The 14935-nt window shown below is 74.1% G+C and carries 14 protein-coding genes; 6 read left to right on the top strand and 8 right to left on the bottom strand.

The annotated features are described in order from the left end of the window. Nucleotides 1–24 precede the first annotated feature (24 nt). Entirely contained in the window at nt 25–261 is a 237-nt protein-coding gene (locus EV384_RS06985; protein ID WP_130331204.1) for a hypothetical protein, read from the bottom strand. 421 nt (nt 262–682) lie between these two features. On the opposite strand from EV384_RS06985, the gene EV384_RS06980 reads away from it, so the two are divergent. After that, nucleotides 683–3919 carry an ATP-binding protein gene (locus EV384_RS06980; protein ID WP_130331202.1) on the top strand — a complete coding sequence of 1079 codons (3237 nt, stop codon included), beginning with the start codon at nt 683–685 and terminating at the stop codon, nt 3917–3919. On the opposite strand, the gene EV384_RS06975 is transcribed toward EV384_RS06980, so the two are convergent. The 3 genes from EV384_RS06975 to EV384_RS06965 form a co-directional block, all read right to left on the bottom strand. Further along, entirely contained in the window at nt 3861–4652 is a 792-nt protein-coding gene (locus EV384_RS06975) for an ABC transporter permease (protein ID WP_207232249.1), read from the bottom strand. The two genes, EV384_RS06980 and EV384_RS06975, sit on opposite strands and share 59 nt — an antisense overlap. After that, entirely contained in the window at nt 4649–5608 is a 960-nt protein-coding gene (locus EV384_RS06970) for an ATP-binding cassette domain-containing protein (protein ID WP_130331200.1), read from the bottom strand. The genes EV384_RS06975 and EV384_RS06970 overlap by 4 nt, the downstream gene beginning before the upstream one ends. A 78-nt stretch (nt 5609–5686) precedes the next feature. Further along, nucleotides 5687–6721 (bottom strand): extracellular catalytic domain type 2 short-chain-length polyhydroxyalkanoate depolymerase, encoded by a 1035-nt coding sequence (locus EV384_RS06965; RefSeq protein ID WP_130331198.1) that lies wholly within the window; start codon nt 6719–6721, stop codon nt 5687–5689. Nucleotides 6722–7011: 290 nt separating this feature from the next. Here EV384_RS06965 and EV384_RS06960 point away from each other — a divergent pair, with 290 nt between their 5' ends. After that, complete coding sequence (locus EV384_RS06960; RefSeq protein WP_130331196.1) at nt 7012–7758, top strand: SAM-dependent methyltransferase; 747 nt, start codon at nt 7012–7014, stop codon at nt 7756–7758. A 10-nt stretch (nt 7759–7768) separates the two neighbouring features. Here EV384_RS06960 and EV384_RS35840 read toward each other — a convergent pair whose 3' ends face one another. Continuing rightward, entirely contained in the window at nt 7769–8011 is a 243-nt protein-coding gene (locus tag EV384_RS35840) for a dihydrofolate reductase family protein (RefSeq protein WP_242623967.1), read from the bottom strand. Nucleotides 8012–8441: 430 nt separating this feature from the next. Between EV384_RS35840 and EV384_RS06950 the strand changes: the two genes are divergently transcribed. After that, entirely contained in the window at nt 8442–8867 is a 426-nt protein-coding gene (locus EV384_RS06950) for an ATP-binding protein (protein WP_130331194.1), read from the top strand. A 40-nt stretch (nt 8868–8907) separates the two neighbouring features. Here the strand turns inward: EV384_RS06950 and EV384_RS06945 are convergent, their stop codons facing one another. The 3 genes from EV384_RS06945 to EV384_RS06935 form a co-directional block, all read right to left on the bottom strand. Next, nucleotides 8908–9885: an aldo/keto reductase gene (locus EV384_RS06945; RefSeq protein ID WP_130331192.1), complete on the bottom strand. Its 978-nt coding sequence runs from the start codon at nt 9883–9885 to the stop codon at nt 8908–8910. Nucleotides 9886–9898: 13 nt separating this feature from the next. Then, complete coding sequence (locus tag EV384_RS06940) at nt 9899–10744, bottom strand: NAD-dependent epimerase/dehydratase family protein (protein WP_130331190.1); 846 nt, start codon at nt 10742–10744, stop codon at nt 9899–9901. Between the two features lie 118 nt (nt 10745–10862). Then, entirely contained in the window at nt 10863–11717 is an 855-nt protein-coding gene (locus EV384_RS06935) for a DUF3152 domain-containing protein (protein WP_242623966.1), read from the bottom strand. A 215-nt stretch (nt 11718–11932) separates the two neighbouring features. On the opposite strand from EV384_RS06935, the gene EV384_RS06930 reads away from it, so the two are divergent. From EV384_RS06930 to EV384_RS06920, 3 genes are all read left to right on the top strand, one after another. Beyond that, a complete protein-coding gene (locus tag EV384_RS06930) occupies nt 11933–13150 on the top strand; it encodes a DUF2786 domain-containing protein (protein ID WP_130331188.1) in 1218 nt (405 codons plus the stop codon). A gap of 114 nt (nt 13151–13264) precedes the next feature. After that, nucleotides 13265–13624: a YciI family protein gene (locus tag EV384_RS06925; protein ID WP_242624442.1), complete on the top strand. Its 360-nt coding sequence runs from the start codon at nt 13265–13267 to the stop codon at nt 13622–13624. Beyond that, nucleotides 13621–14868: an RNA polymerase sigma factor gene (locus tag EV384_RS06920; RefSeq protein WP_130331184.1), complete on the top strand. Its 1248-nt coding sequence runs from the start codon at nt 13621–13623 to the stop codon at nt 14866–14868. Before EV384_RS06925 ends, EV384_RS06920 begins: the two co-directional genes overlap by 4 nt. Nucleotides 14869–14935 lie beyond the last annotated feature (67 nt).

The raw sequence follows: 14935 nt of genomic DNA, 5'->3' as shown, positions 1-14935 counted from the left end.
GACGACGGCGGCCCGGAGCCGACGTCAGGCGCGCCCGACGCGGTCAGCCGGCAGTTCGCGCCAGGCCGGGTCACCCCCGCGCCACGCCCCGGCGAGAATGCTGGCCGAGCCACGGCTGGGGCACTCCTGCACCTTCGAACGGCCCAGGGCGCCGCCGATCTGCGCCTGGACCTCCCACCGATGCCCATCGGTGCGGATGTACACATCGCGACGCCCGCGTGCCGTCGCGTCCCCATTCCACCAGTGCTCCTCGACGATCACCTGGCGACGGTATCTCACCAGGAGGCCGCACCGCATCGCCCGGCAGCCGGATCGGGACCTGGCCGCCACCCGGTCCGGGACGCCGGATCGGACAGAAGCCGCGGTGACGGCCATCACGGACGGTGAGCCCCCGCCGACGAAGGAGCAGATCGGACGGGCCGCAGACGAGTAACTACGGTCGGTAGCGACAGCCGATTCCCGGCTTGGTGATCAGGTGCCGGGGCCGGCCGGGTTGTCCTCCAGCTTGCGCCGGAGCTGGCCCATGTACTGGCGGTGCGCCATTCCCCGGGCCCATACCGGCCGCCCGGGCCGGTGGCGGGAAAGACAGGTGGAAAATGGGGATCCACGGCGTCAACAAGCCGTGGTGAACGGGAACGATGCGGACTTCGGCCGCCGGCGCCGGCCTGCCTACTCTGTCTGGGTGGCCCCCGAACTGATCCTGCTGTCGCGAGTGGCCTGGCGCGGTGCGGAGATCACCGGGCCCCGGCTGCGCGGGCTCCTCGCGCTGCTGGCCGGCCAGCTCCGCGCCGGGTGCGGCACGACGAGACTCATCGACGCGTTGTGGCCGGACGAGCGCCCACAGCATCCGGCGAAGGCTCTGCAGATCCTCGTCTCCCGTGCGCGGGCCGAACTCGGGGCGGGCCTGATCGCGAGAACCGCCACCGGCTACCGCCTCGCCCTGACCGAGGAGCAGGTCGACGCGTCCGCCGTGGTGCTGCGCGCGGCGGCGGCCCAGGGGCACTCCCGGGCCGGAAAGCACCACGCGGCGCTCGCCGAGGCGGAGGCGGGCCTCGCGCTGTGGGCCGATCCACCCACGGACGAGCCGGGGGTCGATGATCCACTGGCGGCGCTGCGCGCGGACCGCGCCGCGGTCCACGATTCGCTGGCCCGCTCCCGGGCGTTGGCGCTGGCTCGGCTCGGACGGCACGCCGAGGCCGTACGCGCCCTCGGCGAGCTGGCCGCACGGTGGCCGCGGGACGAGGAGATCCTGGCGGAGCTCCTGCGCTCCGAGGCCGCAACGGCGAGCCGGTCCGCGGCCCTGGTTCGCTACGAGAAGTACCGCCGGTCGCTGCGCGACGAGCTCGGCACCGACCCCGGCCCCGCGCTCCGGCAGCTCCACCGGGACCTGCTCGACGGCGACGCCCCGGTCCTGCGGCCGGGCGTGCCGCACGAGCCCAACCCGCTGCTCGGCCGGGAGGACGACATCGCGGCGGTGAGCGCGCTGCTGCGCTCGTCCCGGGTGACCTCGATCGTCGGTCCGGGCGGTCTCGGCAAGACCAGGCTGGCGTACGCCGTGGCACGGCGGGCCGAGCAGCGGGTGGTGCACCTCGTACCGCTCGCCGGGGTCACCGACGACGGCGACGTGACGGCCGAGGTCGCGTCGGTCCTCGGTGTCGGCGAGGCCCGGTCGACGCCGGTCGGTCCCGTCGCCGTCGCCCCGGACACGGTCAGCGTGATCGTCAACGCGCTCGGGTCCGGTCCCGTCCTGCTGGTCCTCGACAACTGCGAGCAGGTCGTTCGCGGCGTGGCCGAGCTGGTGGGCGCGTTGGTGGCGACGACACGGCACGTCCGGGTGCTGACCACCAGCCGTACGCCGCTGGGCCTGTCGTCGGAGTCCGTCCACCCGCTGCCCGAGCTGACGCTGCCCACGGCCGTCGAGCTGTTCACCCAGCGGGCGCGGGCCGCCCGACCGGGCGCCGCGCTGCCGGCCGACCTGGTGGCGGAGGTCTGCCGTCACCTGGACGGGCTGCCGCTGGCGATCGAACTGGCGGCGGCCCGGGTCCGGGCCATGACGGTCGCCGAGCTGACTCGCGGCCTGGACGACCGGTTCGCGCTGCTCCGCGGCGGACCGCGTGACGCGCCGCGGCGGCATCACACCCTGCACGCCGTGGTGGACTGGAGCTGGCACCTCCTCCGGCCCTCCGGGCAGGCGGCCATGCGGGCCCTGTCGATCCTCCCCGGCGGCTTCGGCCCGGACGCCGTCCGGCACCTGCTGCGCACCGACGACGTGCTGCCGGTGCTGGAGCACCTGGTCGACCAGTCGCTGCTCAAGGTGGAGGAGACCCCGACCGGCGTACGGTTCCGGATGCTCGAGACGGTCCGCGAGTTCAGCGCCGACCGCCGCGACGAGGCCGGCGAGACCGGGCTGGTGACGGCGGCCCTGCTCGCCTGGGCCCGCGAATTCGGGCTGGCGCACCACGAGTCGCTGCTCGGGCCGGCTCCCTTCGCCACCACCGAGCTGATCCGCGCCGAGCAGGACAACCTGGTGACGGCGCTGCGGTACGCGCTCGCCCACGCCGACGGCGCGACCGTCGCCGCGACCACCGCCGTCCTGGCCGGCCTGTGGACCCTCGACGCCAACTACCCGAGGATGCTCGCGCTCGCCGACGAGACGGAGTGGGTCCTGTCGCACCTCCGTCCGGAACCTCGTTTCGTGCCGGTCACCCGCACGGCCGCGGTGCTGTGCCTGGTGCACACGTTCATGATCCTGGGACCGCGGGCGACGCGGTCGCTGGCCACGCTGCGGCGGCTCCCCCCGCCGCCGTCGGACACCCTGCTCGGCGCCATGGCCACCGTCCTGGCCGCCGCGCGGGAGATCGGCGCGGATCCGGAGGTCCTGGTCTCGCTCTGCTACCACCCCGAGCCCCTGGCCGAGGGCGTCGCGAACGGCCTGGCCAGCTACGTCTTCGAACAGGCCGGGCAGCCCGAGCACGCCCTGGCCGCCGCCCGCCGGATGCTCGCCGCGGTCGTCGACCGCCCGGTCCCCTGGGTCCGCGTCCTCGCGCACTCCCGCGTCGGCGAGCTGTGCATGCAGGCCGAACGCGCGGAGGAGGCGCGCCGCAACCTCACCGCGGCCCTGGACCTGCTGGCCGAGTCCGGACCGTGGTTGGACGTGCTGCACATCCGGTGGGCGCTGGTCCTGGTCAATCTCCACCTCGGCGCGGTGGACGAGGCGGAGCGCTGGCTGCGGCTCGCGGCGTCCGACCGGACCGACGACGGGTACGGGATGCGCGCGTTCGAGTTCGGCATCCGGGCGGAGGTGGCGCTCGCGCGGGGAGACGTCGACGCCGGCCTGCGGCTGTGGGACGACGCCGTCGCCCACCTGGCGACGCCGGTGGATCCGCTGGTGTGGGCGGAGCCGGCCGGCGACGCGCCGTGGATGCTGGAGGTGCAGGCCGCCGCGATCGTCGCCCACGTCCGGCACGGTCGGCTCGACCCGGCCGGGGAGCTGGTCGGCGAGCTGCCGCGGAAGCTGTCGGCGCTGCTCGCCCGACCGATCAGCAATCCGCCGGCGTTCCTGGTGCAGCTGCCCGTCTGCGGGGCACTGGTCCTGGCACTGGCCATGGTGGACCTCGACCGGGGACGCCGGGCCGGCGACCGGGGCGCCCTGGCCTCCGGGGCACGCCTGGTCGCGCTGGCCGAACGCCTCGGCTACCTCCGCAACTTCCAGCCGACCATGTCGTCGGCGGCGGCCCGGCGGGAGGCCGACCAGGCCGACCGGGCGGCGTACGACGAGGCGGTCTCGTCGTACGCCGCCCTCGACCACGCCGGCCTGCGGGCCGCCGCGCTCGCCGCGGTCCGGGCGCGGCCGGAGCCGGTCAGCGGGACGGATCCCGGTCGTACAGCCGGCGTGCCCACAGGTAGCCGGCCAGGCTGATCGCGGCGCACCAGGCGACCGCCTGTCCCGCGCTGGCGCCGATCGGCGCGCCGAGCAGCAGTCCGCGCAGCGTCTCGATGATCGGGGTGAACGGCTGGTACTCGGCGAACCAGCGCAGGCCGACCGGCATCGACGCCGTGGGCACGAACCCACTGCCGAGGAACGGCAGCAGCATCAGCGGCATGGGCAGGTTGCTGGCGGTCTCCACGCTCTTCGTGACCATGCCGAGCGCGACCGACAGCCAGGTGACCGCGAACGCCACCAGCACGAGCAGCCCGCCGGCGGCGAGCCAGTCGAGGGGACCCGCCGTCGGGCGGAAGCCGACGAGGAGCGCGATCCCGACGACCACCGCCAGCCCCAGCATGGTCTGCAGCACGCTGCCGAGGACGTGGCCGGTCAGCACGGAGGCGCGGGCGATGGACATCGTGCGGAACCGCGCGACGATGCCCTCGGTCATGTCCATCGCCACCGAGATGGCGGTGCCCTGCGCCGCCCCGGCGATGGCGAGCAGCAGGATGCCCGGGGTGACGTAGTTGACGTACTCGGCGCGACCACCCCGCACGCCGTCGAGGCCGTCGCCGAGGGTGCCACCGAAGACGTACACGAACAGCAGCAGGAAGATCACCGGTAACGCGATGACCATCAGGGTCAGGGAGGGATAGCGCAGCGCGTGTCGCAGGTTGCGGCGCAGCATGGTCGCCGAGTCGCCGAGGGTGTGGGAGAGGGTCGTCACCGCGTCGTCACCTTCTCGTTCGTGGGGTGGCCGGTGAGGGCCAGGAAGACGTCGTCGAGGTCGGGGGTGTGCAGGGTCAGCGCGTCGACGTCGACGGCCGCGTCGTCGAGGCGGTCGAGCAGTGCCTTCACCGACCGGACGCCGCCGTCGCTCGGGATCTGGAGGGTGAGGCTCTCGTCGTCACGGGCTGCCGTCGGCACCGTCCGGGCCGCCGCGGCGAGCCCGTCCACGTCGGCGAACCGCAACCGGACATGGCCACCCGGGACGCGCCGCTTCAGCTCGTCCGGGGTCCCCTCGGCGACCAGCCGCCCCCCGTCGAGCAGCGCGATCCGGTCGGCGAGCTGGTCAGCCTCCTCCAGGTACTGGGTGGTCAGGAAGATGCTCACCCCGCCGGCCACCAGGTCCCGGATGATCTGCCACATCACCCGGCGACTGCGGGGATCCAGGCCGGTGGTCGGCTCGTCGAGGAAGATCAGGCGCGGCTCGCCGACCAGGGTCATCGCCAGGTCCAGCCGGCGCCGCATCCCGCCCGAGTAGCTCGACGCCGGCTTCCCGGCCGCCTCGGTCAGGTCGAACCGCGCCAGCAGGCCGGCGACGGTCCGCCGGCCCTCGGCGCGACCCAGGTGGCGCAGGTCCGCCATCAGCTGGAGGTTCTCCGCGCCGGTGAGCAGGTTGTCCACCGCGGAGAACTGACCGGTGACACCGATCACCGACCGGACCGCGTCCGGCTCGGCGGCCAGGTCGTGCCCGCAGATCCGGACCGCGCCGGCGTCGGCCCGGATCAGCGTGGAGAGGATCTGCACGGTGGTGGTCTTGCCGGCGCCGTTCGGGCCGAGCAGCGCGAAGACCGAAGCCTCCGGGACCCGCAGGTCGACGCCGTCGAGCACGACGTGACCGCCGTACGACTTGCGCAGGCCGGTCGCGGTGACCGCCAGCGGTGGTGAGGTTGTCGTCATGCCGGCAGCGTGCCCGGGGCGGGGATCACCGCGGTTTCACGACGGTTTCACCGCCCCGGGCACGGGCTGCGGCCGGGCTCAGCCGTCCAGCCGGCGGACCATGTTCATGATCGTCTCGACCTGGGCACCGCCCTTGATCGGGTAGTTCGTCCCGCCGAGGTAGCCCCACCAGTCCCAGCAGCCGTTCGGGTTCACCCCGGACGGGATCGCCTGCGGGTAGAGGACGATCAGCCGGTTGGTGTCGGCGTACTGGTTGAGGTTGGCCCGGTCGACGAAGGCGGTGCCGACCCTGGAGTAGCCCTGCAGGCAGCCGTGCAGGGCGACCAGCAGCCGGCAGGTCTGGCCGCCGGCGCAGGCGCTCGGGACGTACGCGAAGCCGTTGGCGTCCATGCTCAGGCCGTTGGCCCAGCCGTTCACCGCGAAGGCGTCCTGGCCGAACCGGACCAGCGTGCCGCCGAGCGGGCCGGTGTTCGGCGCCGCCACCGAGCCGAGGAGCTTGCCGAGGAACGCGCCCTGCGGGTCCGTCCCGCAGTCGTTGAGGTACGGCGAGGCGGTCGCCGTGCAGCTCACCGTGCCGTAGGGGGTGACCCAGGCGTGCCCGGCGGCGCTGCCGGAGTCGTACCGCACGCTGGCGCCGAAGTCCTGGTAGTAGCGGACCAGGTCGTCGGTGACCGACCTCTTCACGGTGTTGTCGTTGTTGCCGTGGTAGACGTACACCGGCTGGCCGGCGAGGTTGCCCGTGCCGTCGATCCAGCCGTACGACGCCCAGCTGCGGGTGTAGTTCTCCAGTGTGGAGACGTACGTCGGGTAGATGTTGTCGCCGCAGCCGTAGAGCGCCTGCGAGACGTTGTTCTGGGCGCAGTAGTAGGGCCCGGCCGCGAAGACGGCGGCGCCCCGGATCCGCGCCGAGTAGGCGACCTGGAGCTGGGTGGCCAGGTACCCGCCGGAGGAGACCCCGGCGACGTAGACGGCGGAGACGTTGTACGTGCCGAGCGACCCGGAGACGGGCGTCCTGGTGTACGGCGTGCCGGCCGCGTGGACGGCGGTGCCGGTGGACAGGACCAGGAGCAGGGCCGCGGCGAGGGTGGTGGCGGCCTTCCACGGTGTGTTCATGGGGTTCTCCCGTTTCGGAAGCGGCCGGCGGCCCGCCGGCGTGCCCGGACGCTAGCGTGATATAGACCACAGCAGATATCCGCGCGGCCGACACCTCGCGCCCACCGGCCGTGTGGGCGGCCCACCCGTCCCGAATTCGGTTGGCGGTGGACCCGTCGCCACCTAGCCTGGCCGCACGTCACTCCGATGGGTCGAAGAGGGTGTTTTCGTGCCGGTGCCGAGCGTGCTGATCCGAGCCGACCAGCGTCCGCCCCGCCACACACCGACATCGACCCACCGGAGTCACCGACATGGACCTGCCACGTAGTTTCGTCATCCGCGAGGGCGACCTCCGCATCCTCAACCCCTTCGACGCCGGCAAGCTGGCCACCCTCGGGCGGGCCCTCAAGCTGCGGTCGGGCACGTCGATCCTCGACCTGTGCAGCGGCAAGGGCGAGCTGCTCTGCACCTGGGCGCGCGACCACGGCGTCGTCGGCACGGGGGTGGACATCAGCACGGCCTTCACCGCCGCGGCCCGGGACCGGGCCGCGGCGCTGGGCGTCGCCGACCGGGTCCGCTTCGTGCACGGCGACGCCGCGACGTTCGTACCCGAGGAGCCGGTCGACCTGGCCGCCTGCGTCGGCGCCACCTGGATCGGCGGGGGTGTCCCCGGCACGATCGGGATCCTGGCGCGCAGCCTGCGCCCCGGCCGGATGCTGCTCGTCGGGGAACCGTACTGGCGGCTCGACCCACCGGACCGGGAGACCGTGACCGCGTGCCACGCGGAGTCGAGGGAGCAGTTCCGGGACCTGCCCGGCCTGGTCGGGCTCTTCCAGGAGTGCGGCTGGGACCTGGTGGAGATGGTCCTCGCCGACCAGGACAGCTGGGACCGGTACGCCGCCGCGCACTGGCTCAACCTGCGCCGCTGGCTGGACGACAACCCGGACGACGAACTCGCCGGGGAGCTGCGGCGGGAGCTGACCGAGGACCCGCTCCGCCACGTCCGCTGCCAGCGGGAGTACCTGGGCTGGGGCGTCTTCGCACTGCTCCGGCGCTGACCGGCCGGGCTCACGCCGGGACGTAGGTGAGGACGGCGACCCCGCTGGTGGTGATGTGCGAGCGGGTCAGCTTCAGGTCGGCGGTGGTGCCATCGGCCCAGAGCCGGCGCCCGGCGCCGATGACGACCGGGTAGACCATGATCCGGTACTCGTCGACCAGCCGGTGCGCGGTGAGGTGGTTGAGCAGCTCGGCGCTGCCGTTGATGAGCAGCGTGCCGGGCTCGGCCCTGAGCGCGGCGACCGCCTCGGCCACGTCCCCCCGCAGGAAGCTCGCCCCCCCACTCCGGCTCGGTGAGGGTGGTGGTGGCGACGTGCTTGGGGATGCGGTTCATCCGCTCGCCGAAGTAGCCCTCGTCCATCTTCGGCCAGGCCGCCTTGAAGCCCTCGTACGTCTTGCGGCCCAGCAGCAGGGCGTCGGCCTCCTGGAGGTTCTCCCACTGCCACTGCTGCAGCTCTTCGTTGAAGTACGGGAAGCTCCACTGCGGCTCCTCGAAGACGCCGTCGAGCGTCACGTACTCCACCGCGATGACCTTGCCCATCCCGACCACTCCCACTGTTTAACGATGTCGTTAATTAACTGACTCGTAAATTACAGAGCGGGGAGTCGGTCGTCAAGCCCCCCCGGGCGCGACCCGTCCGCGGCCGCCCGCTTACCGGACGGCTACGCAGGGTAAAGCGGGATCATGGGACAGTTGCGCACGTCGCCGCCGCCGCCGCGGGCCACCGAACTCGAGAGGTGGGACCTCGGCACGGCCGCGGAGCTGCGCGAGCTGAGGGCGTCGCTGCGCGCGGCGCTGACCCGCTACGGGCTGGCCCAGGGGGAGGAGCTCGACGAGGTGCCCGGCCTGGTCGTGCTGGTCGCCACCGAGCTGGCGAGCAACGCGCTGCGGCACGGCGTCCCGCCGACCATCGTCACGCTGCTCGCCGCCGACGACTGCTTCATCCTCGACGTGGCCGACCACGACCTGGCCAGCGTGCCCGAGCTGGCCGACACCCACCCGCTCGACTCGGGCGGACGCGGGCTGCTGCTGGCGCAGTCGGTCTCCCTCGCCGTCGGCTGGTACGCGACGGACGACACCAAGAACATCTGGGCCTCCTTCCCCCGCTGAGGGGCGGGCCGGCCCGGGCCGCGCCCGGCTCGACGGCCGGTTAGAAGCCCGCCACCGGGTGCGGGACGTACGGCGCCTCCAGCGCCGCCACCTCCTCGTCGGTCAGCTCCAGCTCCAGCGCGGCCACCGCGTCGGTCAGGTGCTGCGGCTTCGTCGCGCCGACGATCGGCGCGGTCACCGCCGGGTTGCGCGCCACCCAGGCCAGCGCCACCTGCGCCCGCGGTACGCCCCGCGCCTCGGCGATCCGGGCCACCGCCTCGACGACCCGCCGGTCCGGCTCCTCGGTACCCGCGTAGAGCCCCCGGCCGAACTCGTCGGTCTCCGCCCGCGCGGTGCGCTCCCCCCAGTCCCGGGTCAGCCGCCCCCGGGCCAGCGGGCTCCACGGGATCACCGCGATCCCCTGGTCCACGCAGAGCGGCAGCATCTCCCGCTCCTCCTCGCGGTAGAGCAGGTTGTAGTGGTTCTGCATGGAGACGAAGCGGGTCCAGCCGTGCCGCTCCGCGGCCCAGAGCGCCCTGGCGAACTGCCAGGCGTACATCGAGGAGGCGCCGAGGTAGCGGACCTTGCCGGCGCGGACCAGGTCGTGCAGCGCCTCCAGGGTCTCCTCGATCGGCGTGCCCGGGTCCAGCCGGTGGATCTGGTAGAGGTCCACGTAGTCGGTGCCGAGCCGGCGCAGGCTCGCGTCGATCTCGCTCATGATGTGCTTGCGGGACAACCCGCCCCGGTTCGGTCCCGGACCCATCCGGCCGTGCACCTTCGTCGCGATGACCACCTCGTCGCGGCGGGCGAAGTCCTTCAATGCCCGGCCGACGATCTCCTCGCTGGTGCCGTCGGAGTAGACGTTGGCGGTGTCGAAGAAGTTGACCCCCAGCTCCACGGCCTGCCGGATGAACGGCCGGCTCTCCTCCTCCGGCAGCGACCACGGGTGCGGGCCGCGGGCGGGGTCGCCGTAGCTCATGCAGCCCAGGCAGAGCCGGGACACGTCCAGGCCGGTCGCCCCGAACTTCACGTACTCCACGCGGACCTCCTCCTCAGCGCCAGCCGTGCTGCGGCTCGTAGCCGAGCACCCGCCGGGCCTTGTCGATCGAGAGCAGCGTCTCGTTGCCGGTCAACTCCCGGCGCACCGGAACCCCCGGGAAGACCTCCCCGGCCAGCTCGGCGGTGGGGCGGCTCATCACCGTGTCGGCGTTGGCGATGATGAAGACGTCCATCCCGGTCGCGTCGTGCTCCAGCGCCCGGCGGACCGCCTGCGCCCCGTCCCGGGCGTCGATGTAGCCCCAGAGGTTCCACGAGCGCAGCGACGGATCGGCGTCGTACCCGGGGAAGGCGGCGTAGTCGGCCGGCTCCATCACGTTGGAGAAGCGCAGCCCGATCGCCTTGAGCCGGGGCTCCCAGCGGCAGAACTGGGCGACCAGCTGCTCCTCCAGGTGCTTCGCCAGCGCGTACGACGTCTCCGGCCGGGCCGGGTACTCCTCGTCCACCGGCAGGTACGGCGGCGGGGTCCCGAACGGCAGGCCGAGCAGCGTCTCGCTGGACGCCCAGACCACGTTGGTGATGCCGACCGCCCGGGCGGCGGAGAAGACGTGGTAGCTGGCGGTGATGTTGTTGCGGAAGGTCACCGCGTTCCCGGCGACGCCCGGCCCCGGGATGGCGGCCAGGTGCACCACCGCGTCCACCCCGGAGTAGCGCTCGTCGATGCCGGTGAACGCCTCCAGCACCTGACCCTGGTCGGTCAGGTCGATCCGGGTGAACGGGCAGCGCGGCTCGGCCGGCGCGATCAGGTCCAGGTTCACCACGTCGTACGAGTGGGCGAGCAGCTCGTCCACGACCGCTCGGCCGAGCTTTCCGCTGCCTCCGGTGACCACGACCCGACTCATCCGCCGTCCCCTCCCCGGGGCCCTGGGCCCCTGCCGTGCGCCGCCTGTCCGCGGTCCATCTCACCACCGCCGGCCACACGGCGCCGGCCGGGGGCGGATCGACCGCTTGGCGACCCCGTCAGTCCTCGGCGGGGATCAGGTCGTCGTACTGGCCGGTCGGGCCGGTGTGCAGGGCGTCGTCCACCCGGGGCCAGGCGTTCGGCGTGCAGCCGTGCAGGCCGAGCGTCTGCTGCTCCATCACCGGCGCCGGCCCGCCGGCCCGTGGGCACAGCTCGTGGCCCCGGCCCAGGCGGTGGCCGACCTCGTGGTTGAGCAGGTACTGCCGGTAGCTGCCCAGATCGTCGAAGTGCGGGACGCCGCGGGCCCACCGGGCGACGTTGACCACCACCCGGTCGCCGTTGCGGCAGGAGGTGTAGCGGTCGGACGGGTCCGCGCAGAGCTCCCCCCGGGTCACCGGGGTGGCCAGCAGCACGGTGAAGTCGGCCGGGGTGTCCGGGCCGACGCGCTGGAGCCGCCACTCGCCGCCGCCGGTCCAGCCCCGCGGATCGGCGAGGATCACCGCGACCTCCCGGCCGAAGCGCTCCACGTCCACCTCGTCGATGCCCTCCTCGACCGCGACCCGGTAGCGGAGCAGCCGGCCGCTCCGGCCCGCCACCGCGCCGAGGACGGTGGCGGTGCGGAAGCTCCCGGTGCCCCGGGGCGGGTAACTGACGGTCGGCTCCCGTGGCGGGGCGATCCGGCCCGCCGGCACCTCCGGCGCGGGCGCCGACGCCGCCGGGCGCGCCGGGGCGGGGCCGGTGGCGGGCCGGGCGCCGGCCGTGGCCAGCAGGTTGGGGCCGCCACGCCGGGCGGCGTACGCGCCACCGGCGGCCAGTCCGACCGCCACCACCAGCGCCAGCAGGGTCACCGAGCCGGCGCGGGACGCCCGACGTCGCCGGTGCAGGCCGCCGTCCCGCGTGGTACGCCCGCCCACATCGATCTCCGTCCGTCGCCGCCCCTGGTCCGCCCAGGAGTACGGACGACGGGCCCGGTCGGTTGACCGTCGGCGGGAGAATCCCCCGCCGACGGTCGATGGTGAGGTCGCTCACGGGTCGCGGCACCCCGGGCGCCGGTACCGTTCGGGGCGGGTGCGCACCTCGCCACCCGTGGTCGGCCGCACCGGAGCGACCGTGGAGAAGGGGTCAACCCGTGCCGGACGCCGACAACCTGGTCGCTGCCGCCCTCGTGGCGGCGCGCGGCACCGACGTACGCGAGGCGGAACGCGCCCTGGACCGGCTGGTGGTCGGCGACGGCCCCGCGGTGGACGCGGCGCTCCTCGCCCGGCTACGCCGCGGCGTCGGCCGGCTCTGGCCGCGTGGCTGGCAGCCGGTCGACCTGGACCGGATCGCCGCCCGGCGGCTCGACCCGAACGCCGCCCGGCTGGTCCGGGCGGCGGTCGCCGCCCAGCGCGCCGGGCTGCCCGGGGCCGTCCCGCAGTGGTTCGACGAGCAGGTGGCCGAGCTCGACGCCGGGTGGGACACCGAGGTCGACTGGCTGAACCGGTGGGCGGCCCGGGCGGGCGTGGACCGGATCACCGCGCTCCGCGACGCGGTCGACGCGCTCGGCCTGGTCGAGGGACTTCCCCCGATCGCGCTGCTCCGCCCACCGCCGGGTAGAGCGGCCGCCACCCCACGGGTGTCCGCTCCGGTCTCCGGGTCGCGGATGCTGGACCGGGTACGCGCGCTGCTGGCCAAGGCCGAGTCGACCACCTTCCCGGCCGAGGCGGAGGCGCTGACCGGCAAGGCCCAGGAGCTGATGGCCCGGCACAGCATCGACGCCGCCCTGCTCGACGCGACCGCCGAACGGCCGGACCAGCCGGGTGGGATACGGCTGAGCACCGAGGCCCCGTACGCGGCGGCGAAGGCGCTGCTGGTGCAGGAGGTGGCGGCGGCCAACCGGTGCGAGTCGGTCTGGTCCGACGACCTCGGCTTCGCCACCGTGCTCGGCTTCCCGGCGGACCTGGCGGCGGTCGAGCTGCTGCACACCTCGCTGCTGGTGCAGGCCACCGCCGCGATGCTGCGCGGCCGGGGCGAGCGGCGGACGAAGACCGGCAGCCGGCGCACCAAGGGCTACGACGAGTCGTTCCTCAACGCGTTCGCGCTGCGGATCGGCGAGCGGCTGCGGGCGGCCACCGAGTCGGCCAACCGGGAAGCGGTCGAGGAGCGGGGCGACGGCCGCCTGCTTCCGGTCCTCGCGGCCCGCTCGGACGCCGTCCGGGAACGGCTGGACACCCTCTTCCCCGGGGTCACCCGGCACCGCCTCCAGGTGCGGGACGCCGAGGGCTGGTCCTCCGGGACGTCGGCCGCCGACCGGGCCTCGCTCGACGCCGGCGCACCGGCCCGCCGGGCGGTACGCGGGCGGCGCTGACCCCTTCCGGAATTTCCTCGGGCGAGGATGTCGGGTACGGCGCCTCGGCTCCGACCCCTCACCGAGAGGCGCCCACACCTGTGGCCCGTACCCGAGGAGTGCACCGTGAAGTACATGCTGCTGATCTGGAACCGTCCCGGCTTTCTGGAGGAGCTCTCCGAGCAGGAGCGGAACGCCATCTTCGGCGAGGTCGACGTGATCATGAAGGAGCTGACCGAGTCGGGTGAGCTGGTCGGCGGCCAGGCGCTCGCCGACCCGTCGCAGACCCGGACGGTCCGGTCCGTCGGCGGCCGCGCGGAGATCACCGACGGCCCGTTCATGGAGAGCAAGGAGCAGTTCGCCGGCTACCTGATGGTCGATTGCGAGAGCCCGGAGCGGGCCGCCGAGATCGCCGCGAGCTGGCCGGACGTCCGGCGGGGCGTCGGGGTGCTGGAGGTGCGGCCGGTGATGGACGAGGCCGGGACGGAGATGTGACCGCTGCCGACGCCGTCGGGGATCTGCTGCGCACCCTGGCGCCGCAGGTCCTCGCCGTCCTCGTCCGGCGGCACGGCCAGTTCTACGCCTGCGAGGACGCCGTGCAGGAATCGCTGCTCGCCGCCGCCGTGCAGTGGCCCGCGCAGGGCCTGCCCGAGCACCCCCGCTCCTGGCTGGTCACCGTGGCGACCCGCCGGCTCACCGACGAGTGGCGCAGCGAGCGGGCCCGCCGGGACCGCGAGGTGGCGGTGGCGCTCCGCGAGCCCGGGTACGCGGCGGTCGCGCCGCCCGCCGACGAGGAGTCGCCGACCGGGGACGACACGCTGAAGCTGCTCTTCCTCTGCTGCCATCCGGCGCTCACCGTCCCGGCGCAGGTGGCGTTGACGCTGCGCGCGGTCGGCGGCCTGACCACCGCGCAGATCGCCCGGGCCTACCTGGTGCCGGAGGCGACCATGAGTCAGCGGATCCGCCGGGCCAAGCAGCGGATCGAGGCGACCGGGGCCCGCTTCGTCCTGCCCTCGGCCGCCGATCGCGACGAGCGGCTGCGCGCCGTGCTGCACGTGCTCTACCTGATCTTCAACGAGGGCTACACCGCCTCCAGCGGGCCCGACCTGCACCGGGCGGAGCTGACCGGGGAGGCGATTCGGCTGACCCGGGAGCTGCGGCGGTTGCTCCCCGACGACGGCGAGGTCACCGGGCTGTTGGCGCTGATGCTGCTCACCGACGCGCACCGGGCCGCCCGGACCGGGCCGGCGGGTGAGCTGGTCCCGCTGGCCGAGCAGGACCGCAGCCGCTGGGACCGGGCCGCGATCGAGGAGGGGGTCGACCTGGTCACCGAGGCGCTGACCTGGTCGCCGCCCGGGCCGTACCAGGTGCAGGCGGCGATCGCCGCGGTGCATGCCGAGGCGCCGTCGGCGGCGGAGACCGACTGGCGGCAGATCGTCGCGCTCTACCGGCTGCTCGCGCGGATCGCGCCGAACCCGATGGTCACCCTCAACCAGGCCGCCGCGGTGGCCATGGTGGACGGCCCGCGCGCCGGGCTCGCCCTGCTGGCGCCGCTGGACGCCGACGAGCGGACGGCCGGGCACCACCGCCTCGCCGCCGTCCGCGCCCACCTGCTGGAGCTGGCCGGCGAGCGGGCGTCGGCGCGGGCGGCGTACCGGGCCGCCGCCCGGGGCACCACCAGCCTGCCGGAGCGGCGTTACCTGGAGGTACGGGCCACCCGGCTGGCCGCCGACCGATGAGTTCATCCGCCGACGGGTCGACCGGACATGGGAAACGTGACCAGGTCTGGTGGAGCCGGTGCGGGTG

The organism is Micromonospora kangleipakensis, from assembly GCF_004217615.1.
Lineage (GTDB): Bacteria > Actinomycetota > Actinomycetes > Mycobacteriales > Micromonosporaceae > Micromonospora > Micromonospora kangleipakensis.
This window is presented reverse-complemented; position numbering and strand designations above follow the sequence as displayed.

Excerpts from the sequence above, each read along its gene's own strand:
- EV384_RS06965 (WP_130331198.1), bottom strand. The coding sequence starts at position 6,721 with ATGAACACACCGTGGAAGGCCGCCACCACCCTCGCCGCGGCCCTGCTC.
- EV384_RS06960 (WP_130331196.1), top strand. The coding sequence starts at position 7,012 with ATGGACCTGCCACGTAGTTTCGTCATCCGCGAGGGCGACCTCCGCATC.
- EV384_RS06950 (WP_130331194.1), top strand. The coding sequence starts at position 8,442 with ATGGGACAGTTGCGCACGTCGCCGCCGCCGCCGCGGGCCACCGAACTC.
- EV384_RS06970 (WP_130331200.1), bottom strand. The coding sequence starts at position 5,608 with ATGACGACAACCTCACCACCGCTGGCGGTCACCGCGACCGGCCTGCGC.
- EV384_RS06925 (WP_242624442.1), top strand. The coding sequence starts at position 13,265 with ATGCTGCTGATCTGGAACCGTCCCGGCTTTCTGGAGGAGCTCTCCGAG.
- EV384_RS06940 (WP_130331190.1), bottom strand. The coding sequence starts at position 10,744 with ATGAGTCGGGTCGTGGTCACCGGAGGCAGCGGAAAGCTCGGCCGAGCG.